The 23,538-nt window shown below is 45.4% G+C and carries 21 protein-coding genes; 7 read left to right on the top strand and 14 right to left on the bottom strand.

Going from position 1 to position 23,538, the window contains the following annotated elements:
• Positions 1 to 18: 18 nt before the first annotated feature.
• From spx to IGJ26_RS01600, 4 genes are all read right to left on the bottom strand, one after another.
• Positions 19 to 468 (bottom strand): transcriptional regulator Spx, encoded by a 450-nt coding sequence (spx, locus tag IGJ26_RS01615; protein WP_008376310.1) that lies wholly within the window; start codon positions 466 to 468, stop codon positions 19 to 21.
• 50 nt (positions 469 to 518) lie between these two features.
• Positions 519 to 920: an Asp23/Gls24 family envelope stress response protein gene (locus IGJ26_RS01610; RefSeq protein WP_005227156.1), complete on the bottom strand. Its 402-nt coding sequence runs from the start codon at positions 918 to 920 to the stop codon at positions 519 to 521.
• 286 nt (positions 921 to 1,206) lie between these two features.
• Positions 1,207 to 2,628, bottom strand: a complete 1,422-nt coding sequence (locus IGJ26_RS01605; protein ID WP_278251772.1) for a peptidoglycan DD-metalloendopeptidase family protein — start codon at positions 2,626 to 2,628, stop codon at positions 1,207 to 1,209.
• 232 nt (positions 2,629 to 2,860) lie between these two features.
• Positions 2,861 to 4,222 carry a citrate/2-methylcitrate synthase gene (locus IGJ26_RS01600; protein ID WP_194199323.1) on the bottom strand — a complete coding sequence of 454 codons (1,362 nt, stop codon included), beginning with the start codon at positions 4,220 to 4,222 and terminating at the stop codon, positions 2,861 to 2,863.
• A gap of 235 nt (positions 4,223 to 4,457) precedes the next feature.
• On the opposite strand from IGJ26_RS01600, the gene acnA reads away from it, so the two are divergent.
• The 4 genes from acnA to IGJ26_RS01580 all read left to right on the top strand — a co-directional run bounded on the left by acnA (position 4,458) and on the right by IGJ26_RS01580 (position 10,001).
• Entirely contained in the window at positions 4,458 to 7,154 is a 2,697-nt protein-coding gene (gene acnA, locus IGJ26_RS01595) for an aconitate hydratase AcnA (RefSeq protein WP_194199324.1), read from the top strand.
• On the top strand, positions 7,147 to 8,397 hold the full coding sequence (gene icd, locus IGJ26_RS01590; protein ID WP_086332916.1) for an NADP-dependent isocitrate dehydrogenase: 1,251 nt from the start codon (positions 7,147 to 7,149) through the stop codon (positions 8,395 to 8,397). Before acnA ends, icd begins: the two co-directional genes overlap by 8 nt.
• A 104-nt stretch (positions 8,398 to 8,501) precedes the next feature.
• The gene (locus IGJ26_RS01585; RefSeq protein ID WP_086332915.1) at positions 8,502 to 9,356 is read left to right on the top strand and encodes a helix-turn-helix domain-containing protein; all 855 of its coding nucleotides are present in this window, start codon (positions 8,502 to 8,504) and stop codon (positions 9,354 to 9,356) included.
• A gap of 105 nt (positions 9,357 to 9,461) precedes the next feature.
• Positions 9,462 to 10,001, top strand: coding sequence for a biotin transporter BioY (locus tag IGJ26_RS01580; RefSeq protein ID WP_008376323.1), 540 nt, complete (start codon positions 9,462 to 9,464; stop codon positions 9,999 to 10,001).
• Between the two features lie 91 nt (positions 10,002 to 10,092).
• Here the strand turns inward: IGJ26_RS01580 and IGJ26_RS01575 are convergent, their stop codons facing one another.
• The 6 genes from IGJ26_RS01575 to IGJ26_RS01550 all read right to left on the bottom strand — a co-directional run bounded on the left by IGJ26_RS01575 (position 10,093) and on the right by IGJ26_RS01550 (position 13,600).
• Positions 10,093 to 10,659, bottom strand: coding sequence for a nucleotidyltransferase family protein (locus IGJ26_RS01575; RefSeq protein ID WP_086332914.1), 567 nt, complete (start codon positions 10,657 to 10,659; stop codon positions 10,093 to 10,095).
• Between the two features lie 30 nt (positions 10,660 to 10,689).
• Entirely contained in the window at positions 10,690 to 11,439 is a 750-nt protein-coding gene (locus IGJ26_RS01570) for a 3-oxoacyl-ACP reductase (RefSeq protein WP_005232459.1), read from the bottom strand.
• Positions 11,436 to 11,657 (bottom strand): DUF2829 domain-containing protein, encoded by a 222-nt coding sequence (locus IGJ26_RS01565; protein ID WP_005227147.1) that lies wholly within the window; start codon positions 11,655 to 11,657, stop codon positions 11,436 to 11,438. The genes IGJ26_RS01570 and IGJ26_RS01565 overlap by 4 nt, the downstream gene beginning before the upstream one ends.
• 85 nt (positions 11,658 to 11,742) lie before the next feature.
• The gene (locus IGJ26_RS01560) at positions 11,743 to 12,636 is read right to left on the bottom strand and encodes a metallophosphoesterase (protein ID WP_005232461.1); all 894 of its coding nucleotides are present in this window, start codon (positions 12,634 to 12,636) and stop codon (positions 11,743 to 11,745) included.
• A gap of 1 nt (position 12,637) precedes the next feature.
• A complete protein-coding gene (locus tag IGJ26_RS01555) occupies positions 12,638 to 13,015 on the bottom strand; it encodes an iron-sulfur cluster biosynthesis family protein (protein WP_086332913.1) in 378 nt (125 codons plus the stop codon).
• Between the two features lie 15 nt (positions 13,016 to 13,030).
• Entirely contained in the window at positions 13,031 to 13,600 is a 570-nt protein-coding gene (locus IGJ26_RS01550; RefSeq protein ID WP_005232465.1) for a GNAT family N-acetyltransferase, read from the bottom strand.
• Between the two features lie 107 nt (positions 13,601 to 13,707).
• On the opposite strand from IGJ26_RS01550, the gene IGJ26_RS01545 reads away from it, so the two are divergent.
• Positions 13,708 to 14,160 carry a YueI family protein gene (locus IGJ26_RS01545; RefSeq protein ID WP_005232467.1) on the top strand — a complete coding sequence of 151 codons (453 nt, stop codon included), beginning with the start codon at positions 13,708 to 13,710 and terminating at the stop codon, positions 14,158 to 14,160.
• A gap of 14 nt (positions 14,161 to 14,174) precedes the next feature.
• Positions 14,175 to 14,594, top strand: a complete 420-nt coding sequence (locus IGJ26_RS01540; protein ID WP_005232469.1) for a hypothetical protein — start codon at positions 14,175 to 14,177, stop codon at positions 14,592 to 14,594.
• A 71-nt stretch (positions 14,595 to 14,665) separates the two neighbouring features.
• Here the strand turns inward: IGJ26_RS01540 and gshAB are convergent, their stop codons facing one another.
• Positions 14,666 to 16,930, bottom strand: coding sequence for a bifunctional glutamate--cysteine ligase GshA/glutathione synthetase GshB (gshAB, locus tag IGJ26_RS01535; protein ID WP_086332912.1), 2,265 nt, complete (start codon positions 16,928 to 16,930; stop codon positions 14,666 to 14,668).
• A gap of 244 nt (positions 16,931 to 17,174) precedes the next feature.
• Here gshAB and IGJ26_RS01530 point away from each other — a divergent pair, with 244 nt between their 5' ends.
• Positions 17,175 to 17,543, top strand: coding sequence for a BlaI/MecI/CopY family transcriptional regulator (locus tag IGJ26_RS01530; RefSeq protein ID WP_005227140.1), 369 nt, complete (start codon positions 17,175 to 17,177; stop codon positions 17,541 to 17,543).
• Positions 17,544 to 17,825: 282 nt separating this feature from the next.
• On the opposite strand, the gene ftsY is transcribed toward IGJ26_RS01530, so the two are convergent.
• Genes ftsY through smc form a run of 3 tightly spaced genes read right to left on the bottom strand, consistent with a single transcriptional unit; the run spans position 17,826 to position 23,529 of the window.
• Entirely contained in the window at positions 17,826 to 19,118 is a 1,293-nt protein-coding gene (gene ftsY / locus IGJ26_RS01525) for a signal recognition particle-docking protein FtsY (protein WP_086372538.1), read from the bottom strand.
• A 1-nt stretch (position 19,119) separates the two neighbouring features.
• Positions 19,120 to 19,938: a Cof-type HAD-IIB family hydrolase gene (locus tag IGJ26_RS01520; RefSeq protein ID WP_016619609.1), complete on the bottom strand. Its 819-nt coding sequence runs from the start codon at positions 19,936 to 19,938 to the stop codon at positions 19,120 to 19,122.
• A 12-nt stretch (positions 19,939 to 19,950) separates the two neighbouring features.
• Positions 19,951 to 23,529 carry a chromosome segregation protein SMC gene (smc, locus tag IGJ26_RS01515; RefSeq protein WP_061053637.1) on the bottom strand — a complete coding sequence of 1,193 codons (3,579 nt, stop codon included), beginning with the start codon at positions 23,527 to 23,529 and terminating at the stop codon, positions 19,951 to 19,953.
• Between the last annotated feature and the right edge of the window lie 9 nt (positions 23,530 to 23,538).

Here is a 23,538-nt window from a genome sequence, read left to right as displayed (position 1 = left end):
CCGGTTTTGTTCCTATTATTAGATAAAGTTCGCAACAGATTCGCCTTCTTCTTGCTTTTGGCGATAATTAAACATGAGTAGCTCTGTTTGGCGTCGTTTGAAAATGATCTTTCGTAAGTTTCGTGGCACGAATTTACGAATGTCTTCTTCATTGTACCCCACTTGGAGCTTGTTCTCATCTAAGATAATTGGCCGTTTCAATAAGTTCGGGTATTGTTCGATCAATGAAAGCAGCTCTTCTAGCTTCAACTCTTCTAAATCGATGTCTAACTTTTGGTACACTTTCGAACGAGTAGATATAATGTCTTCCGTTCCATTTTTTGTTAAAGAAAGAATCTCCATTAGTTCATCACTATTTAATGGATCGCTAAAAATGTTTCTCTCTTTAAATGGCAGTTCATTTTCGGTCAACCATGCACGGGCTTTACGACATGACGTACAGCTGGGTGTTGTATATAGTGATATCATTTGTTTATTCTTCCTTTCTCTTTGATGTACTTCGATTTTTTGCGTGGTGCTCAACCTTCGATTTGATCGATCGTTTCCTGTTTGACGATATCGGCGATTCGAATATTGATCTCTTTGACTTTCAAAGAAGTCAAGCGGCTAATTTCTTCTAAGACCACTTCTTGGACTTGCGCAAAGAGTTTGGGGATATCTTTGCCGTAAGCCACGATTACTTCCAAATCAACTGCAACCTCTTCTTTGCCAACTTCCACATCGATGCCAGAAGCGACTTGCGGCTGTTCTTCAAGGTTTTCGGTCATATCTGAAAGAAATCTGCCATTTACACTAATCAAGCCATCAATTGACTGCAAAGCGACACCAACAATTGTTTCAATGACTTTCTCTTCAAAGGACAGTGGACTTGCTTGCGCTGCTTCATTAGACACATTCGTTGTTTGCTGATCGTCAGTCATTTTTCACACTCCTTGGTTAAATAAGAAAGGATACTAGAGACATCGCAAAGTCGCATACACGACCTTGTCTAAAGTGGATATTCCTCTTGGGATTTTTTTTCCCTACCTTTCTAGCATAAATTCTTTTTGTTTTTTTTACAAAGAAAAACACTTGTTTTCGGAATAAATTTATCGTGCAAGATAAAATGAATGCGCTAAAAAAATCTCAAAGCATAATTTTCCTGAAATGATTCGTTTTTCTTGACAAAAAAAAGAAAGCAGCTACACTGCTCTCTTTTATTCTTTGTTATTTTGACAAGGCATCTAATGGATCAATCAGTTGATGCCGGGCTAAACTAGGTGAAAGACTAACTTCAAAATGCAAGTGAGGACCTGTACTGTTCCCCGTACTTCCCATGGAAGCAATCACTTCGCCTTGTTCGACCGTTTGACCGACTTCCACTAAATTGCGATGATTGTGCGCATACAATGTCGTCAGCCCATCTTTGTGCTCGATAGCAACATAATTCCCCCATGAAGAATGATACTCTGAGCGGATCACCGTTCCTGAAAGACTAGCCATGATCGGCGTTCCTTGCGGGGCGGCGAAGTCCACTCCACGATGAAACCCATTGCCTCGTGGACCAAAGACAGAAGAGACAACTGGATTGCTGACAGGATAGATCATCTGTTCGCTGCCTGTCGGTAATTCTGGTTTCTCTTTGTCATAACTCGTCAGAGCATATGCTTCGATCAGCGCATTTAGCTTCTCATTGTATTGTGTATCTGATGCATAACGCCCGGTCAGATATTCCGTGGCATCTTCATAAGACTCCGTTTCTGATTTCCAAACACCTTTATAAAAATTCGGATTGTGGTCCAATCCTTCTTTCAACAATTTCGCATAATCTTTCAAAGAAGATTCGATACTGTCATATTGGCGAAACGTGGCATGAACTGTGTATAAATTACCGGAACCATCGTCTTCTTGCGTTTGGAAGGAAATCCCATTCCCTTCATAAAGTCCCTTAATACCAAATAGGTTATAAAAAGGCTCCTGGCTCAGACGACTTCTTCCGCTACCAGACTCTAAAATCGCTTGTGCAATCATGACCGATGCGTAAAGATCTTCTTCTTGTCCAACTTTACGAGCATCTTCTCCAATCTCCATAATAAAGTCCCACGTTTCTTTGACTGGCGTGACTTCAAATTTTGCTGGCTCATCTTCTTGCGGCGGCGTTACCGTCAACTCTGGTACGTTCGGTACTTCTTTGATGTCAGGCGAAGGCTGGCTTGGTGTTGATTCTGGCTCTGGATTTGGTGTTGTCTCTGGTTCTGGGTTTGGTGCTGGTTCTTCTGGTTCTGGCGCCGGCTCAGGTGTTGGTTCTGGCTCTGGATTCGGCTCTGGATCAGGATTTGGTGCCGGTTCTTCTGGTGTTGGTTCTGGCGTCGGGGTTGGTTCCGGTTCTGGCAATGGTTCTGGTGTTGGCTGTTCAGGAACAGGTGTTGACTCTCCTGGAACTACTTCGCCGTTTTCTCCTGGTACCGTTGCGGCATCTTCAGGGACCAAGCCCATTGTTGGCCCGTTCACTCCCGGAACCGTTGACTCAGCTGTATTTTGACCAGCAGTAGACTCGCTCGTTAAAACAGCCGCAGCCGCTGATACTGGCAGCAATGTTGAAAATTGACTGGTAATAATGGCAATTGCCATCCATTTCTTTATTTTCATTCGTGAACTTTCCTCCTTTATTCCTCCCTCTATCATACAAAAAATGCAAGAAACTTTGTAATCAATTTTTGCATTCCTATATGAAAAAGGAGAAATACTTGATTTTTCTAACGAATGAATGATCCAAGCCATTCATTTGCTCTCTAGTAAAAATACGCAAAAACAGCTCAATACCATCTTTTCAAATGTCCAAAACAAAAACAGCAGCGAGCGTCCTCCCTGCTGTTTTGATCTATCTTGACTCTATATCGATATATTCCCGATCATTTGACACTTCTTTGTAGGCGGGACGCATGATTTTTTGTGCGTTGACCAGCTCTTCGATCCGATGGGCGGACCAGCCGACGATCCGCGCGATAGCAAACATTGGTGTATACAGTTCTTCTGGCAGATCCAACATGTTATAAACAAACCCGCTGAAAAAGTCGATATTGGCACTGACTCCTTTGTAGATTTTGCGCTTTTCATTGATGACTTGAGGAGCAATACGTTCGACCATCGTATACAATTGATATTCTTGCCAAGCTTCTGATCCTTTTTCTTGGGCCAATTTTGCCACATAATTTTTAAAAATCGCCGCACGGGGATCGTTGTCGCTGTATACCGCGTGGCCCATGCCATAAATCAATCCTTTACGGTCAAACGCTTCTTTATCTAAGACTGCTTCCAAATAGCTGCGGATCGCCTGTTCATCGGTAATATCAGCAACGTTGCGCTTCAAATCTCCCATCATTTCTGTCACTTTGATATTAGCACCACCGTGTTTAGGCCCTTTCAAAGAACCTAGCGCTGCAGCAATCGTTGAATAGGTATCCGTCCCACTGGAGGTAACGACTCGTGTCGTAAAGGTCGAATTATTCCCGCCGCCATGTTCCATATGCAAAACCAGTGCCATATCCAATGTTTGGGCTTCTTGGAAGCTATATTCTTTCGTTGGACGCAGCATAGTCAAAATCGTTTCAGCTGTACTCAACTCTTCGGTCGGGCGGTGGATATACATACTCTCCCCTTGATTGTAATGATTGTAGGCATGATAGCCGTAGATTGCCAAGAGCGGAAAGACACTGATCAGCATCAGACTTTGTTCCAATACATTTTCAATGCTGATGTCATCTGCTTGTGGATCGTAACTTGCCAGTGTCAAGATACTGCGAGATAAACTATTCATGATATCAGAAGAAGGTGCTTTCATAATGACGTCACGAACAAAATTGGTCGGCAAAGTACGTTTTTCTGCTAATAGGTAATGAAATGCCGCAAGTTCTGTTTTGTTTGGCAGTTCGCCGAAAAGTAATAAATATGCAATTTCTTCAAAGCCAAAACGTTTTTCATTGACGAACCCTGCTACTAACTCATTGATGTCAATTCCGCGATAACGCAGCTCGCCACAAGCTTCAACTGGCTTGCCGGCAATGATTTTTTCTGGATAAATGGTGGAGATCGTCGTAAGACCTGCTAAGACCCCCGTGCCATTTAAATCCCTCAGTCCACGCTTTACATCATATTCTGAATAAAGATTCATATCTATCAAATTGTATTTCTGACATTGCGATGCAAGATAGGACAATTTCTCTTTCTTTTCTAATCTTTCCACGGTGATGTTACCTCCAATCTTTCTACAAACTATCGACTAAAATGTTATTTAACCGTATACAAACATCGTTAAAATAGTCATCCTATAAAATCGTTGCTTTTTAACAAACTTTCACACATTATAGCACGATGTTTAGAAAATGAAATATTTTTCATAAATTTAATTGATTTTTTAAATTATCAACGTATAATTATTCCTAATAAGTACGATTATCTTCGTAAAAAGGAGGATTCTTATGAAGTGGCAAACTCAACTCACCGTCAATGACACGCAATACACGTATATTGACTTAGCGAAAATCACCCAAGACTTAGGGGCTGATTTATCTCGCTTGCCCTACTCCATTCGAGTTTTATTGGAAAGTGTTGCTCGTCATCAGGACGAGGAAATTACAGAGGATTATTTACCATTTTTAGCGAATTGGCAGGCAGAAAGCCCTACCGGTGTCGTGCCATTCAAACCAGAGCGGGTCGTCTTGCAAGACTTTACTGGGGTGCCTGCAGTTGTTGATCTGGCTGCCATGCGGGATGCGATGGTCGCTTTAGGCGGTGCCGCAGAAGACATCAATCCTGAGATCCCCGTCACACTCGTCGTCGACCACTCTGTGCAAGTCGATCAAGCCGGTACGCCTGGGGCGATCGCTTTTAATACGGAGCGGGAATTTGAACGCAACGCAGAACGCTATCAATTCTTGAAATGGGCACAAGGTTCTTTCGACAATTTCGAAGTCGTTCCGCCTGAAACAGGGATCATTCATCAAGTCAACATCGAATCATTGTCTGATGTGATCTTGCAAAAAACACACGAAGACCAACGTCTGCTGTTTCCTGATACATTGCAAGGAACCGATTCTCACACCACGATGATCAACGGTTTGGGGGTCCTCGGTTGGGGGGTTGGCGGTATTGAAGCGGAAGCTGCGATTCTTGGCGAACCTTCTTTCTTTCCTACACCTGAAGTCATCGGGGTGAAATTTATCAACGAGATGCCTGCAGGTACCACAGCAACCGATTTAGCACTAAAAGTAACCGAAGTGCTGCGGATCGAAAAAGTGGTTGGAAAATTTGTCGAATACTTTGGCCCGGGCTATGGTCATTTGAGCTTAGCCGATCGGGCGACATTAGCGAACATGGCCCCTGAATATGGTGCCACTTGCGGTTTTTGTCCGATCGATCAAGAGACCTTGAACTACTTGGCAACGACCGGGCGCTCCAGCGAGCTGATCGAACTCGTTACCGCTTACGCCAAAGCCAACCATTTCTTTTATGATGAAACGACCGTGCCGACCTATACTAAGGCGATCACCATTGATCTAGCAGAAGTTCAGCCGGCATTAGCGGGCCCCAAACGCCCGCAAGATCGGATTTTGCTTCCAGCAGTCCGTCAGGATTTTGAACAATCAGTCACAGCAGCCGTTGGTCCCAAGGGCTTTGGACTTTCGGAGGATGAATGGCAAAAAGAAACCAGCGTTACTTGGCCAGATGCTGCAGCAGACAAATTAGAGACCGGCGATATCGTTTTGGCGGCGATCACTAGCTGTACGAATACTAGCAATCCTTTCGTCATGCTCTCTGCAGGCTTATTGGCCAAAAAAGCCATTGAAAAAGGTTTGACCGTCCCTCGTACGGTCAAAACCTCCCTTGCACCTGGCTCCCAGATCGTGACCACCTATTTGCAAAACAGTGGTTTGCTGCCGTATTTAGAGCAACTCGGCTTTTATTTAGTGGGCTACGGTTGTACCACCTGTATCGGAAATTCCGGTCCTTTAGAAGCGCCGGTCGCTGAAGCAATTGAGGCGGAAAATCTACTGGTGGCGTCGGTTCTGTCAGGCAATCGGAATTTTGAAGGAAGAATCCATCCGCAGATCAAAGCCAATTATTTGGCTTCGCCGCCGTTAGTTGTTGCCTATGCGATCGCTGGCAGCACTCGCAAAGATCTTACAAAAGAACCATTAGCTATCGTCAATGACGAGCCGGTGTATTTGTCTGATATTTGGCCTAGCAATGAAGAAGTCAATACTTACGTTCAAGAATACGTCGGACCAGAAGCATTTCGCGCTGCCTATGAGCATCTTTTTGATGCCAATGAACGCTGGAATGCGATCGAAACCACCACGAGCGCATGTTATGAATGGGAGGAACAATCTACTTACATTGCTCATCCACCCTACTTTGAAACATTGACCAAAGAATTGCCTAAACCAGATGTCTTAGCCGATCTGAAAGTCTTGGCAAAATTGGGTGATTCCGTCACCACTGACCATATTTCTCCTGCCGGCAGCATCAGTATGGATTCAGCAGCTGGAAAATTTTTACAAGAAAAAGAAGTTCCATATCGTGAATTCAATTCCTTTGGTTCGCGGCGCGGCAATCATCAGATTATGATGCGGGGGACTTTCGGCAACATCCGTCTGCAAAACCAGCTGGTTCCTGGCAGTACTGGCAGTGTCACGCATTATTTTCCAACTGGGGAAACCTTGTCGATATTTGACGCCGCTATGAATTACCAAAAAGCCGGCCAAAGCTGTATCATTTTAGCTGGTAAAGATTATGGCATGGGTTCTTCTCGCGACTGGGCCGCCAAAGGGACACAATTGTTAGGCGTTAAAGTCGTCTTAGCAGAAAGCTTCGAACGGATCCATCGCAGCAACTTGGTCATGATGGGGATCATTCCTCTTGAATATCTGGCTGGTGAAAGTGCCACCTCTTTTTCTTTAGATGGCAGCGAAACATTCTCGATCGCTTTGCCAGAAGAGCCAGCGGTCAAGCAGCTGGTCGAAGTCACTGCGCAACGGACCGACGGAGGGACTGTCTCCTTTATGACCCGTCTACGCTTTGATGCCCCGGCAGATATTCGCTATTGGAAGCATCAAGGAATTTTGCCAATGGTCATTCGAAAAAAAGCGGAATTAGGAGGAGCTGCCCATGTCTAACCAAACAACCCATGAAGCAACGACGATCACCATTCCTTACATTGCAGGAGATGGCATCGGTGCCGAGATTTGGCAGGCTGCGCAACCTGTGATTGATGCAGCTGTGAATAAAGCTTATGACAATCAGCGCCACATCGAGTGGCTGGAAGTTTTCGCTGGAGAAGCCGCCTTTGAACAGACAGGGGAATGGCTGCCGCAAGCAACCATCGATACGATCAAGGCCCAGCAATACGCCTTGAAAGGACCGTTGACTACCCCGATTGGCGAGGGCTTTCGCTCCTTGAATGTCACCTTACGGCAGACGCTGGATCTTTATGCCTGTGTCAGACCTGTTCGCTATTTTACAGGGGTCCCTTCGCCTTTAAAACAGCCAGAAAAAACCGATATGGTGATCTTTCGCGAAAATACTGAAGATGTTTATGCTGGCATCGAATTTGCCAAAGACGACGACGCAACACAGCGTTTGATCCAGACACTGCAAGCAGACTTTGCCGTCAAGGCGATTCGTTTTCCTAAAACTTCCGCTATTGGCATCAAGCCGATCTCTTTAGAAGGCAGTCAGCGCTTGATCGCTGCTGCCATTGAGTATGCGATTACTCAAAAGCGGCCCACGGTGACACTGGTGCATAAAGGCAATATCATGAAATTTACAGAAGGCGGCTTTAAAAACTGGGGCTATCAGCTTGCAGAAACCACGTACGCCGACCAGTGTTTTACAATGAATCAATACAACAAAATCAAAGCAGAAAATGGTTCAAAGGCAGCCGAAGCCGCCCTTGCCTCGGCCAAAGCGGCTGGAAAGATCGTTGTTAACGATGTGATCGCCGACAACTTTTTACAGCAGATCCTTTTGTATCCAGAAAAATTCGATGTCATTGCCACTTGTAATTTGAACGGCGACTACATTTCTGATGCACTCGCTGCACAAGTTGGCGGCATCGGGATCGCCCCCGGCGCCAATATCAACTACGATACTGGGGCAGCCATCTTTGAAGCTACCCACGGAACGGCACCGGATATCGCAGGACTTGGCAAAGCCAATCCCTGTTCACTGCTGCTATCGGCGTGCATGCTATTAGAACATTTGAACTGGCCGGAAGCTGCTGCAATACTGACGCAAGCCATTGAACAAGCCTTGCAAAATCAACACGTCACTGCCGACTTCGCACAGTTGATGCCCGAAGCGGTCTGTTTAACGACACAAGCGTTTGGTGAACACCTCCTTCAGCTGATCCATTCGTAAACTCAAGCTGTGATTGAGTCGGCATTTGCCTGCTCAACCGCAGCTTGATTGCGTTTCCACCTTCTGAGAAACTATACTTAGAGCATGAAAGGGGGAATTCATTTATGAGTGAATTCAACATGAGAAAAATTGGTCAGCAGATCGCTACCAAACGCAAAGAAAAAAATCTGACCCAAAGCAACTTGGCAGACCAATTACTTGTCAGCTATCAGGCGGTCAGTAATTGGGAGCGGGGCAACTCACTGCCGGACATAGAAAAATTGCCGCAGCTAGCGGCGATTTTAGGCCTATCGATCGATGAGCTGTTAGGGAAGCCAGCAGCTGCGATTCAACATTATCAAGCAGGAACCGCGCAGCCAAAAGAAATCGCCGAACTAGCTCCGCTGATCAAACCGCAAGAACTATCGGCACTGATTCAAGAAGAACCGTTTCAAGAATCTTCTTTAGACCTAGACTTATTGCCTAGACTAGCTCCTCATTTGAATAGTGCTGACTTGCAGCACTTGCTTAATGGCGCCGAAAATATCCCAGAAGATGTCATGGAAGAACTCTTGCCGTTTTTGAAAAAGCCCCAAATAGAAGAGCTCCTTAAAGGCAACCACTATTCCATGGCTTTTTGGGAAGAGGCGGCGCCCTTTTTAACCCCCAACTTTTTGGCGGGAGAAATCAAAGGTTGGCTTGAAACCCCTGACTTTCGCTTTTCTGAGATTGAAGAACTGCTTCCCTTTTTACCTGCACCGTATCTGGATGAACTCCTGCAGACGGCCCTGGAACAGCCAAACGTTACCGCATCAGAACGCTTGTCTTATGATGAAATCGAAGAACTGCTGCCGTTTCTGACAGAAGCAACGATCTGCCGTCTCGTTCAAGCACTGCCCTTCTCAACAGATGAATTGGAAGAAATCGCCCCTTTCCTCTCCTCAAAGAACTTACTTGTCCTATTAAAAAAAGGACACTAAAAAAACAAGATTCTTCTTTACTTTTGGTAAACCACCGTTTATAATTTCGTTAACCAAATAAATCTTTTTTAGGTTAACGAAATTATTACTAGAGAGAAGGATTCGATGAAATTATCATTACGTGAACAAATCCATGCCGCATTATTTGCGATCATTATTGCTGGTCTTTCCCAATTGACGATTCCGTTAGGTTTGATCCCATTGACAGGACAAACCTTTGCGATTGGACTGGCGGTGACTTTCCTCGGCACGCGAACAGGAACGATGGCGATCATCATCTACTTGCTGTTAGGATTGATCGGTCTGCCCGTTTTCGCTGGTTTTTCCAGCGGTATCGGTGTTTTGTTAGGACCAACCGGAGGCTATTTAGTCGGCTTCCTCTTTAACGGATTGCTTACTGGATTGGTCGTAGAAAAAACGGCGTTTCGCTACACAGGAGCAGTGATAGGCAATATTGTCGGTGCGCTGGCAACTTTGTTGTTTGGTACATTATGGCTGAAATGGAGCACTGGCATGGCATGGCCGGCGGCTTTTAACGGTGGTTTTGTTTTGTTTATTATCCCCGGGATCATCAAAGCCGTTGCCGCAGCTTATCTAGGCATCTTTTTAAGAAACCGCTTGGCGCAACGACTGGCTTTGCGTTAATAAAAAACACTCGCGTCATATGCAGCGATTCCCATCAGTTAGCTTTTTCGTCTAACTTTTGGAAATCGCCACATCACGCGAGTGTTCTTTTTTAGTTGTCGATCTCTTCAATCAACAACTGCGGCCAAACTTTCTGCCACTGCTTCACCGCTTGGCGTTGTCGGTAAACCGCAAGGTACTGGTCATTTTGGGCGAAATGCGGTGTTGGACGCACCCGAAAACTGCAAACATCCTGCCAACCGAAAGGCGCCATCAATTCAATCTCGCCTTGTTTCATTCGTGCCGCCACCGCTGTACAACGCTCTGGAAACTTCGTTAAAGCATCGAAGGTACTTGTATAAGTGGGTTCCTCGGCAAAGTTGTGCTGGTGCATCAATGCTTGATTTCGAACCTCCCAAGGAAATTCGGGAAACGAACGGCGCAGTTGCGCTTCGATCGCTGCTGTTTCTTCTACGCTTACAGTCGGATCATAAAACACGACATCAATATCGGTTATCGGCACCTCCGCTATTTTTCCGCTAAGAAAACCCCATAAATAATTCCGCAGGTACCCGGCACACAGCCAGCAATCCGGCAGCTGTAACGCTTCAATGATCGTAAGCAGTTGTCGACATTCACGATTTTTTGCAAACAAGTTCTGGATCGCTTGTTCCTTCATTGGCGTCCTCCTCTAATGGGCTCAGGCTAGTTATTTCAAGGTCCAACCACCGTCGATGGGCACGATCGCCCCCTGCAAGTAACTAGCTTGCGGGCTGGCAAGAAAAAGGGTCAGCGCTGCAACTTCTTCTGGTTGCGCCCAACGCTTGACCGGCGTCTCCTCTGCCACCCATTGCGCCATTTTTCCGTCACCAGCAAAATCAGCCGCATTCATCGGCGTTTGAATCGCACCTGGCGCGATGCCCTTCACCGAGATCCCTTGATCTGCAACATCCAATGCCAACTGTTTGGTAAACCCGACGATCGCGTGTTTTGCGGTTGTATAAGCGATCCCACCTCCACCTGCGACCATTCCAGCGATCGACGCCATATTAATGATCGTTCCGCCACCATTGGCTTGCATCAGCGGCAAAATTTCTTTCGTTAAATAAAACATGCTGGAGACATTGGTTTGAAATATCTCCTCCCACTCCATTGATGTCGTCTCAGCGATCGTATGATAGCCATCTAGTTTCCCGGCTGTATTCAACAAGATCGTCATGCCACCAAAGTGTGTAACACAAGCTTGGACCGCTGCAAGACAATTTTCTTCCACCGCTAAATCGCAACACGTGCCGAAAAAGCGGGGCTGGGCTAAAAGCGTATCAGGAAACGATTGGCAGTCAACCCCAAATACTTGAGCGCCTTCTGCAAGAAACGCCTCTGCTTGCGCTCTGCCGATGCCTGAAGCAGCTCCTGTGACAAACACAATCGTTTTGTCATCGATCCACGATGCTGTCATTCCACGATTTTCCAATCTTCCGCAAGAATGTCGCAAACAGTCGGTGCGAAACTCGAGAATCCCTCATCTGCTGTTTTGATCAAAAAGTAAGGGGTGACTGGGGCATTGTCGTACACTTCGCCTTCAACGAATGTCACATAAAGTTCAAAACCGCCCCAACCTTCACGGATGATTTTTTTGCCGGCTTTTAATTCTGGTAAGATTTCTTCAAATGTCATAATTTTTCTCCTTTGTGTTTTTCTTCTAATGGTTTAAATTGCTTGGAAATTCAATTACGAAAACAAGCAGGACTCGGTTGCTGCGCTAATACGGCAGTAGTGTGATCGCTTGCGCCAATTCTTCTAAAAGATGCGTCGTTTTATAGTCCTCAAATGCCTCATGATGGTTTCGCAGCAGCGTCCGAACTTTCGTTGGCGAATATGCTTCTGCTAAGTGATTTTCCATAACGAACCGGCGGGTCAACTGCCATTCATAATAGTAGCCGAAGGGGCGGCAATAGTAGCTGGTTCCCGCAAGTTCTTTTTTCTCAAAGCGTCGATGGGTATGCCCAAAGACAACTGCCCGAACATTGGCGTAGCGGTCGATCACTGCGCCAAAATCGGGCGACCCTAAAAACGCATTTAGGTGGTTCCAGCGGGCATACTTGCCGGTCTGACGAACAATAAACGCTTCTTGGGGCACAAAATGGGTAGAAAGAAGAATTTCTTGGTCTTGCGGCAAACGGGCCAATGTTTCCGCTAAACGCTCATTGATGGCTTGGCTGATTTCCTTATCCGATCCCTTTCGCTGAATCATGCGGTCATACCAAAACAAATTTTTCAGCCGCAAGATCTCAGATTCACTGGTCAGATCAGAATATTGGTAGTCATACCAGCCATTGATTCCCAACAGCAGTGTTTTTTCTGATAAGCGATACGTCTGAAAATTAAGAAAGGCGGGATCATCGAAAGCCTCGATCTCTTGTTCCGTCAAGTCCACCATTTCATGATTGCCCCAGTGAAAGGTCGTTGGCACCTGTCGACTTTGAAAAAATGCGACCACGTCTAATAGCCGTTGCTTTTTATTCGCCACATCTCCTGCCAGATGCAGATGGGTCACCTGATTTTGCTGCAAATAATCAGCGATCAGCTGCAGATGGGGGTCGAATAATTGGTTGATATCGACGTGCAAGTCGCTAATAACCGCCAGCGTGCCCATATCAGTGGCCTGCCGTCTGCTGTTCGATCCGTAACAATTGGACATCATTAGCTAAGATCCCGCTATTTCCCACCAATTGCAACCGTTGATAGGTCGGTTCCACCTGCATCCGAGTCTGTTCTTCTAAATACACCTGAGCCCCTTGCTTCAACCAAATCGTGCCTAAGGGTGTCGTTAAAGGGGTGTCGTAGATCGCCAATCCTTCTTCTGGATAGCTCTGTGGCACGATGATCAGGCGAAAATGGATGTCCAAACGGCAGGTGATCTCCGTTGCAGGAAACGGACCGACGCCGTCTTCAAAATCCAAATAGAGACGATCATCTGGCTGTACATAAGAGGTTATTTTTTCAATTGCTGCTGGCTCAATGTTCAGTTCCATGACGAGAGCCCTCCTTTACATAATACGTTTTTTCCATTCCTCCAGCGTGATGCCGCGCGTGACTTCATCGATGATTTCTTCACCCGATTTGCGGGCAGCTGGGATCGTTGCTTCCAATTTCATCCCAATTTTCTCCATGACCCGTCCAGACTTGGGATTTCGAGCATCATGTCGAGCAAAAATCCGAATCAATTCGAGTGTTTCAAAACCAAAATGCAGCAGTGTCATTGCCGCTTCTGGCATGATCCCTTGCCCCCAGTAATCGCGACTTAATGTATAACCAAGCTCAGCGATCTCTTTTTCAGATTCCACCCGTAAATCGATGGTCCCGATCATTTTGCCTGAGTCTTTTTCTTCGATCGCATATTTCCCTAAAGGTGCAGCAACAAAATACTCGGCAATGCGCAGTTTTGTTTCGTCAACCGACCCATGTCTAGCAAAGACGAAGGTCGTCGTTTCTTCATCATTTGCATAGGCAAACATGTCTGCTGCATCCGCCAAGGAAACGGGGCGCAAGAGCAGCCTCGGTGTCTCCAACCGCTGATTTTCTGCTAATAATAGCAAATGTCGTTCTTTTGTTGTCATAGGATCCCTACTTTCTATCAGAACTCTCTCACGATCGCACCCCTCTTTTGCTATTTGTTGGATATGCTATAATAAGCATAAGTAAACGCTTTGAGGAGGATACTTCAATGTCAGACGAATTAGAAAAACGCCTTGATACAGGAATGTATGGGACGCCTCGCGTCAACCCAGATGAACAGCGCAAGTATTTAGGCACGTTTCGTGAACGGTGTTATCTTAGTATGACAGTAACAGAAATGAAGAAGAAGGACAACCAGAAAACGCTCTTGAACGCCTTACCAGATTATCAAGGTGCGCTCGTGCTGCTCAACGGAAAATTGCCAGAATCGATCCAGACCGATTACATCACTTTACTGACCAAACAACAGATGGAATTTCGGATCGTCTCCGATGCCCAAGATGCCGGTCCAGACAGTATCGGCTTGCTGATTGCCGGGAAAGAAGCCGTCAATCAAGACGTCATCGATATCGAAAAAAAATACCCTGCAGCTGCCGCTCCATCAGATAAAGAGCACGAACAACCAGAGAAAACGTCATTTTGGAAACGTCTTTTCCATTAAAAGGAGGAACTATCATGGAACAATCAACACCGCCCTACCTTTCATTAAAGAAAGAACTGCTTGATGCTTTGGATTTGCATATCGATTTGTTGAAAACGGCCCCTACGATCGAATCGAGCCATCTGGATGGCGTATTGTTCATGATGCGCAGCTTGGGTTTTATGCTGGATCGCGCTCCGAAAGTACTCCTACTGGAGGATCAGAATGAAATGAACTTTATGATGTTTCAATATTATAGCCTCCTGTCGGAACTGAAGTACAATCTCGTTTTAAACTTTCCCTATGCCTCGATTCAAGGTGTACCGTTATTGACCTTGATCCAACGTTTTCCTACCACGTATGAAAAAGAAATGAAACAATGGTGGGAAGCCCGAACGGGTCTCAAGGTGGAAGAAACAAAACAAACGATTGAGATCGCTGCTTTTGAATCCTAATAAAAAAGACTGCACACTTTCGAAGGGAATCACCTTCCAGAGTGTGCAGTTCTTTGCTCTCTAAGCTTCCATCAGCTTTCGAAGACTTCAGGGAACAACAGGCGTAAAACAGACATAGTTAAGCGTCGGCCTTTCCCGCTGTATGGATAAACGTGCATATGCATCGCTGGGTTGAAATTGGCTTCAATGATTCCATAAGCCCCCGGTTCATTGGCTGGCTTGGTTTTATCTGGAATAATCAGATCGATTCCACTGATAGACGCTTGTAATGCGGCGACCGCATCGACTGCTACTTGTTTGTAGTCATCGTTGAAGTCATCCGTTACATCGATAGAATCACCGCCAGTACTGATATTCGAGTTTTCTCGCAGATAAACGATCTGCCCCTCTTCGGGTACTGAATCCACTTGATACCCTTGCTCTTTTAACATCAGTTGTTCCAGTTCCCCTAATTGAATCAACTCTAACGGAGTCCGATGATGGGTGCCGCGCAATGGATCGAGATTTTTCTCTGCGACGAGTTCCGTGATCGTACGCTTGCCGTCACCCACGACATTGGCTGGGATACGTAATAAAATCGCATCGACTCGCCCATCGATCACGAAGAACCGATATTCCGTCCCTGATAAAAAGGTCTCAACGAGGATCGAATCATCTTCCGCAAAGGCAATGGCGACCGCCGCTTGATAATCCTCTAAAGAGGCGCCTTCTTTGAAAATCGAGATACCGATCCCATAGTTGGTGGTTTTCGGTTTTACCACAAACCCGCTGTGGGCGATTTGCGGATAAAACGCGATTGCTTCTTCTGCCGAAGCGAATTCAGCGCCACCTGGTACATGAAAGCCATTTTCGGCTAAGATTTTTTTGGTGACCGTTTTATTCGCCATGATCAATGGGACGATGTACTGATCCTTACTGGTCATATTGGCATTTTTAATATATTCGATGTGGTCTTTCACGGCTAATTTCAAGAACTGATCCGTTTCATCCAGTACCGTCACTTCGATACCTTTTTGGATCGCATCGAACAAGAGAATCTGGGTCGACAATTCCATTGCTCGAAAACCAGCCAATTGATACGGTTTTTCCCAAGCAGCTTGATGATACGATTGTCCCAGCAATGTTGCTGTCTGCGCTTGGCTGGTTGCTTGACTCGCTGAGAAAAGACGTCCAGCGAAGGTTCTTTCTGGTTCAGCCAGCATCTCAGAAAGCTGATCCAAAAATGGCGGATGCGGCAGCTCAAGGGCTTGGGCAAAGTCCATCATTTCAGCAATCAGTGCTTGCGCTTCTTGCTGATAAGTCAATGGTGCAAGTGGGTGTTCTAATGCGACCTGATCATTTTTCTGATTGCCCTCTTCGATCCACGCATCCGCATCGCTGCCTTCTTCTTTTGTACTTAAAAACAATAAGAAGAAATGCAAGAACGCGACTTGCTCTTTGGAAATGCCATAGCGGGCAAAGGGATCGATATCGATATTTCTTAACTCAATATAACGGATACCAGCTGAGGCTAGATCTGCGACCCGTTTTCCCCCACGTAAACGCACTGGCGCATAAAATTCTTTTTCTTCTGAAAGCTTTCCTGTCTCCACTAAGTTGGCAATATCTGCAAGATAGGTCTCTAACGAAGCATAAGATACCTTGACGTCTTCGTGATTCGTGTAGCCATAACGGCTATTGCGAATACTGCGGACTGGTTCTTGCGGTCCGTTTTCTATCGTAAAATAATTGGCTTCTGAAGCAGGGGTCGCCCCAAAGAAATACGTCAAAAACCAGCGATAATGCAAATAATTGCGAGTTACTTTCAAATAAAGCGCCGTTTTAAAGGCTTGATAGCTTTCATTCGTTTCAGACAAAGCATACAGCTGCTGTAAAAAGTCTTCCGCAAATTCGAAATTGAAATGAATCCCACTGACCATTTGCTTGCGGCGACCATAAGTTTTGGCTAAATAGCGGCGGTAGAGCACATCTTCAAATTGGTCTAATTTAGCAATGACGATGTCTTCTTCTTTTTCTGGTAAAGCCGGTGGCATACTCAATGGCCAGAGCATTTCTTCTGCTGACATCGAACGATACGCCACATCATGAATAGCCCCTAAAAAACGGAACAATTCATCCACTGAATCCGCGACCGGCGTGATCAGTTCCAGTTGATTTTCCGCAAAATCTGTTTGGATATACGGATGGAAGCGCCGATTGCCCAGCGCTTTAGGATGATCGGTTCCCGCGAACGTCCCATCGAGCCGCACCCGTTGCGCTTCACGCTCAATCCCATAGCGTCCTTTCAATAAATAGGGAAAAAGCTCTTTATGTGATAACAATGTTTTTATTTTCATTCGACTGCCCTCTATGTTCTTCTACTATTTTTTTCTTATATTCTGTTTCTTTCCATCTATTATAGTGAAAAATGGTGAAAAATGCAGAAATTTGCTCTTCACTTGTAATATCTCTTACTAAAATTACCAAGAATTTATAAAATACTTGAATAAATTTGATATTTACCTTCAAAATAAAGTATACTGCTTATAGAACAGTAAATTATTATGTCCATATTACTCTTTTTGAAAGGAAGAATAGTGAATGAAGCCACTTAATCTTACCAAACGCGAACGTCAAATCATGAATATCTTCTGGAATTCAGACAAACCTCTTTCTGCAAATGACATTGCTGTCCAACAGCAAGATCTAAGCAAGAATACCATTCAAGCAGTCGTACGTAAACTAAAAAACCACGACTTATTGAAAGTAGCAGATATCGGCTACAGCGGTACTGTTTTGACTCGGTTATATTCTCCGAATGTGACCCAAGAAGACTTCTTAGCAGCAGAATTGTCTGATCAATCTTTATTGAATTTGATTACGAACTTTATCGAAACCAATAAAGATATCGATACGTTGAACAACTTGGAAAAAATGATCACTGAGCGCCAAGGGGAACTTAAGAAATAATCTTTCCCCCTCGTTCAACTCGTTGTATTCTGCCTGATACTTCCCAAAGTTTTTAGACAGTGCAGAAGAAAACGAATCGTTCAAACTGCTTTTCCTGATTTTTGGCAAAGTCGTGCATCGCTGTACCCACATTTGCCACGCCAAGTGTTCTCAGCTTTCCGTCACAAGTCAAGCTCATGGAAAGAGACGACGACCCGTTTTCTCTTCCCTTTGATCTCACAAAAGCAACAATAAAGGAGAGCCATGTGCAGGTATTTGACCTGACACAGGGCTCTTCTTTTTTTATTCTTTGATCAAGCCTTTGAATAAGCCGACGACAAATTCATTTGGATCAAATGGTTCTAAATCGTTGATGCCTTCTCCAAGTCCCACTAATTTGACTGGCAGCCGCAGCTCGTTACGGATCGCCAAGACGATCCCTCCTTTAGCTGTACCATCAAGTTTGGTTAAGACGAGGCCAGAAACATCCGTCGTCTCTTTAAACTGTTTTGCTTGATTCATGGCATTTTGCCCCGTTGTTGCATCCAACACGAGCAAGACTTCATGAGGGGCCGTTGGGTCCACTCGCTGAATGATCCGTTTGATTTTTTCTAATTCGTTCATCAAATTGACTTTGTTTTGCAAACGGCCAGCTGTATCTACTAATAAAACGTCAGCATTTTCTCGTTTTGCGCGCTCCATCGCATCAAACACAACCGCTGCTGGATCGCCTCCTGCATTGCCACGAACGACTTCAACCCCAGCCCGTTCACCCCAGACCACTAATTGATCGATGGCACCGGCACGGAAAGTATCCGCTGCAGCCAATAAGACTTTCTTGCCTTCGGCTTTGAATTGATGGGCTAATTTCCCGATGCTGGTGGTTTTTCCAACACCGTTCACGCCAACAAATAAAATGACAGTCAACCCCGGTTGCATGTTCAACTCGTTGACTTCACCGACACCCGCTTCCCCATATAGGTCAACCAGTTTTTCGATGATGACATTTTGGACATCTGCCGTTTTCTTCACATTACGCAATTTGACTTCTTGTCTCAATGAATCCGCGATCTTCATCGCCGCATCAAAGCCGACGTCTGCGCCGATCAGCGTTTCTTCCACTTCTTCGAAGAAGTCTTCGTCCACCGTACGGAAGTTGGCAAACAATTCGTTCATCCGTTGCCCAAAGGTTTTCCGTGATTTCGTCAATCCTTTGGTGTATTTGTCCTGCACACTTTCCGTCTCTGGCGCTGCTTGAAGGATTGGTTCAGAAGCTGGTACTTCCTCTGATGGTGTATCCTTAGCCACTTCTTCTGGAATACTTGGTGCCTCTTCTCCTTTATTCGCTGTCGTTGCTTCTTGCTGTGGGGACACTTCCGCAGTTTCTTGCTCTGCCTCCAAATCACTGGAGTCGGCGGCTTCTGCAGGTGCCACTGGTTCTGAAGCGCCTTGTTCAGCAGGAGTTTGTGCTGGCTGGCTTTCTTCTGAACGCTGTGCCTCTGGTGAGTCAGCATCGACTATCGGTTTGTCGATTTCTTGCTCTGCTTCTTTGGTTTCTCCAATCAGCGCTTTTTTGATTTTGTCAAAAAATCCCATCTTACGCACCTCCTTTTAAGACATATTCTTCAATCACTGCTGCCACACCGTCTTCTTGGTTTGAAAGGGTGACAACGTCAGCCGCTTCTTTAATGATTGGCACGGCATTGGCCATCGCTACGCCAATCCCTGCATAGCGAATCATCGGCAAGTCATTTTCTTCATCACCGATCGCCATCACTTCTTCTTGCTTGATCCCTAAATCTTGCGCCAATAGGCTGATACCATAGGCTTTGGTGATTCCTTTAGGCATAAATTCCAACAGGTTATTCCGGCTTTTGATGATTTCATATTTCTCGCGGATCTCTGAGGAAATCTCAGGGATCTTAGGATCCAAAACTTCCTGATGGTAGGCGATCACCGCTTTATTATAGAGCATCGATTCATCCAGATCAGCTACGGCAAAAGGACGACAATCCAATAAAGGATTCAAGGAGCCATAAATCGATGGATGCGCTGCTGAAGTCGGCAAACTCAAGACGATCTCTTCTGATACCACGTCTAGAGGCAAATTTAAGTCTTCCGCCACTGAAACCAATTCATGGATATCTGCCAGCTGCATCGCTGCTTTTTCAATGATCTCGCCAGTCTCATTTTTTTGAACCAAACCGCCGTTAAAGGTGATGCTATAGTCGCCGGGTTCTTTCAGCGATAATTCTTCTAAATAGGGACGGATCGCCCGTAATGGACGTCCCGTACAAATGACGATTTTTACGCCTTGTGCTTTGGCACGAGCAAGTACCTCTTTGTTGCGAGGAGTCACTTCTTTTTTGTCATTCAATAACGTTCCGTCTAAATCGATCGCAATCAGTTTAATCATACCATTCCTCCTCTATGCTTGATCTGCTGCAAAACTACCGCCTTCACGCACTTCTTCTAAGCGCACGGACACGGTCTTCGACACTCCAGATTCTTGCATGGTCACACCATACAACACATCTGCTGCCTCCATCGTTCCTTTACGGTGAGTTACGACGATAAACTGTGTATCATTTTGGAAAGCACTCAAGTAATGACCGAAACGAGAGACATTGGCTTCATCCAATGCTGCTTCCACTTCGTCAAGCACACAAAACGGTACTGGACGAACTTGAATAATGGAAAACAATAACGCAATCGCAGTCAGTGCCCGTTCGCCCCCTGATAGCAAGCTGAGGTTTTGCAATTTCTTGCCCGGTGGTTGGGCTTCGATCTCAATCCCAGTGTTCAATAAATCTTTCGGATCTGTTAAGACTAATTCCGCATGACCGCCGCCAAACATATTAGGAAATACTTGTTTGAATTGCAGACGAATCGCATCGAAGACTTCGCCGAAACGGGTTTTGACTTCTTCATCCATTTCAGACATCGTATCAAACAGCTGTGCTTTAGCCGACAGCAGATCGTCTCGCTGACTCGTCAAGAACAAATGCCGTTGATTGACTTGCTCATATTGTTCGATCGCATTTAAATTGACTGGACCAATTTGTTCGATCGCTTGTTTTAGTTCCTGAATGTCGACTTTGGCTTGATCTGCATCCTCGATTTCAGAAAAATCTTGCGCTGCCTTTTCAAAGGTAAGATTGTATTCTTCTTGTAAATACAACAAGCGATTGTCCATCACCAATTCTGCGCGATTTTTTTCGATCTCAACTTCAGTTTTTTCTGACAGCTTTTCTTTTTGCGTTAAGTTTTCAGCACTCAGGGCTTCGTCTAATGCGCCGATTTCTTGTTGAACCACTTGCCGTTGTTCACGAATCACCGTCAATTCCGCTGTTACCTGCTGCTTGGTTTTTGTGAATGCTTCAATTCGCTGAAGAATGTTTTCTTCTGAGAACTCATGATCGCTGACGTTACTTGTCAAGGCAGCTAACTGCCGTTCTAAGGAGTGCTGACGCGCTTCGTTTTCTTCCAATGCTTGATTCGTAGCGGCAATTTTTTGCTGCAAATGCGCCACTTGTTCTTTTTGAACGGCGAAAGCTGCCTGCAAGCGCGCACTTTCTTGTGCTAAGGTTTGGCGTTTTTCCTCGATCAAGTCTTCTTCGGCATTCATTTGATGAATATCTTGATCGATTTTCGCCAATTGCGCCGCAATATTCTTTTGCTGTTCTTCCAAACTCGTCTTCTTCTCATCATATTCTTCAAAGAAGGCTTGCACTTCGCGATGTTCAAAATCAAACACTTGCTGCTCTTGCTTCAAGCGGCTCAGGTCATTCTCAAGATTTTGTAAGCGGCTTTGCAGCTCATGCTCCGTCATACGAGCCTGTTCCCCTTGCGTCCGCAATTCTTCTAGTGCTGCTTGTGCTTCTTTGGTCGCTGCTTCAAAATGCTGGACTTGCTTTTCCGTTTTTAAAAGCCGCTCATCTAGTTGCGCCGCTTGTGCCGTCAATTGTTGCAGCTCATTGCTTTGGCTAAACAAACTACCGGCATTTTTCTTCGTTGCGCCACCCGTCATGGAACCGCCAGCATTCATGACATCCCCTTCTAAAGAAACGACCCGATAGCTATAGTTCAATGCCCGTGCTAACGCATTGGCACTTTGCAAGTCTTCGGCAATCAAGATACTGCCTAACAAGTTATCCGTAATGGTTTGGATGTGTTCAGGCGACTGGACCAATTCGCTGGCAACACCGATAAAGCCAGACACTTGCTTAGCTTGATTGCGGGCATAATCTGGCAAATGACGGGCTTTGATGGTCGTCAACGGTAAGAAAGTGGCACGACCGCCGCGATTTTCTTTCAAATACGTGATGGCTGCCCGTGCATCTCGTTCATTTTCAACGACGACATGCTGTGCAGCGGCGCCTAGTGCGGTCTCGATCGCCACGGTATAGTCTTGTGGCACATCGATCAACTCCGCTACTGCGCCAACGATGCCGCTGATCTGTTGTTTGTTTTTCAAAATCAAGCGAACGCCTTGATAAAAACCGCTATAATTTTCTTGAATATCTTGCAGACTGCGCTGTTTCGCACGTACTTGCTGCACTTGACTCATTAACTGATACATTTTCTTTTGTTCTTCATCAAAGCGTTTTTTGTTGGTTTGAGCTTTTTCTTGAAGATGGATATATTGCTTGCGTTGTTCTTCTAAAATCGCCTTAGCCTGCGTTAGCTGTTCTTCCACGATTTGTGCTTCCGTCGTCTTTTCTTTCAACGACGTATTCATTTGCGTCTGCTTGCTCAACGCCGTTTGATTTTTCGCGGCTTCTTGCTGGTATTGACGCTCCAAGTATTTCAATTCGTTTCCGATCGTTGCCTGCTCTTGCATGGCTTCGACATATTGGCTACGCAATTCTTCAATGATTTCTTTTGCTGAACGTTGGTACTTTTCCTGCTCTTGCTGACACGCCAGCATCGCTGCTTCAACTTCCTGCACACTCCGATTCTTTTGTGAAAGCAAGCCGATCAGTTCCGCTTTTTCTTCATTTAAAAGCGTGACCCGTTCCGTAACTTCCTCTAGGGTTTCTTGGTATTCCGCGGAGCTTTTTTGCGTATGCTTTGAACGTTCATCCAAGACTTCTTTTTGCCCTTCGGCTTGCTTCAGTCCTTCGGTGACCTCTAAAAGCTGCTGATTCAAACGCTCCAACGTTTCATCAAAAGCAGTACGTTGTTGCCGCAAAGAATGTAACGACAGTTCCCCTTGGTTGATCTTTTCGGAAATCTGCGCCAGTTCTTGGTTAAAGGTACTCAGTTGAGCTTTGGCTGTCTCCCACGCTTCTTTTGCTTTCGTGATCTCTAAGACCGCATAGGCCACATCAACCGTCGTCAATTTTTCTTTTAACGCTAAAAAACGGTTGGCTGCGTCACTTTGGGCTGCCAAAGGCACCAACTGATCTTCTAGTTCATAAATGATATCTTGTAGACGGCTTAAATTGTCTTCCGTTTCAAACAACTTTTGCTCGGCTTTCTTTTTCCGCTGTTTGTACTTCAATACCCCCGCCGCTTCTTCAAAAATCCCACGACGGTCTTCTGGTTTGCTGCTGAAAATTGCTTCTACCTTGCCTTGGGAAATGATCGAAAATGATTCTTTCCCCAGCCCAGAGTCCATAAATAACTCTTGGATGTCCTTTAAGCGGCAAGCTTGTTTATTTAAGAAAAAGTCGCTTTCGCCGGTTCTTCTCAAGCGGCGAGTCACGCTGATCTCACTGTAATCCATCGGCAAGTAATGATCGCTATTGTCTAAAACGATCGTCACTTCCGCTATATTTAGCGCTCTGCGGGTGTCAGAACCTGCAAAAATAACATCAGGCATTTTGCCACCACGTAGATTTTTGGCAGATTGTTCTCCTAAAACCCAACGAATCGCTTCGGTAATATTGCTCTTGCCGCTGCCATTTGGTCCGACGACTGCAGTCACACGATGTTCGAAATCAATGACTGTGCGGTCGGCAAAGGATTTAAAGCCGGCAATCTCTATTCGTTTTAAATACACTCCGCCAGT

This window comes from Enterococcus sp. AZ095a, assembly GCF_050546735.1.
In the GTDB taxonomy this organism is placed as follows: domain Bacteria; phylum Bacillota; class Bacilli; order Lactobacillales; family Enterococcaceae; genus Enterococcus_D; species Enterococcus_D entomosocium.
Note: the sequence above shows the minus strand (reverse complement) of the source record. Positions and strands in the feature narration are given on the sequence as shown.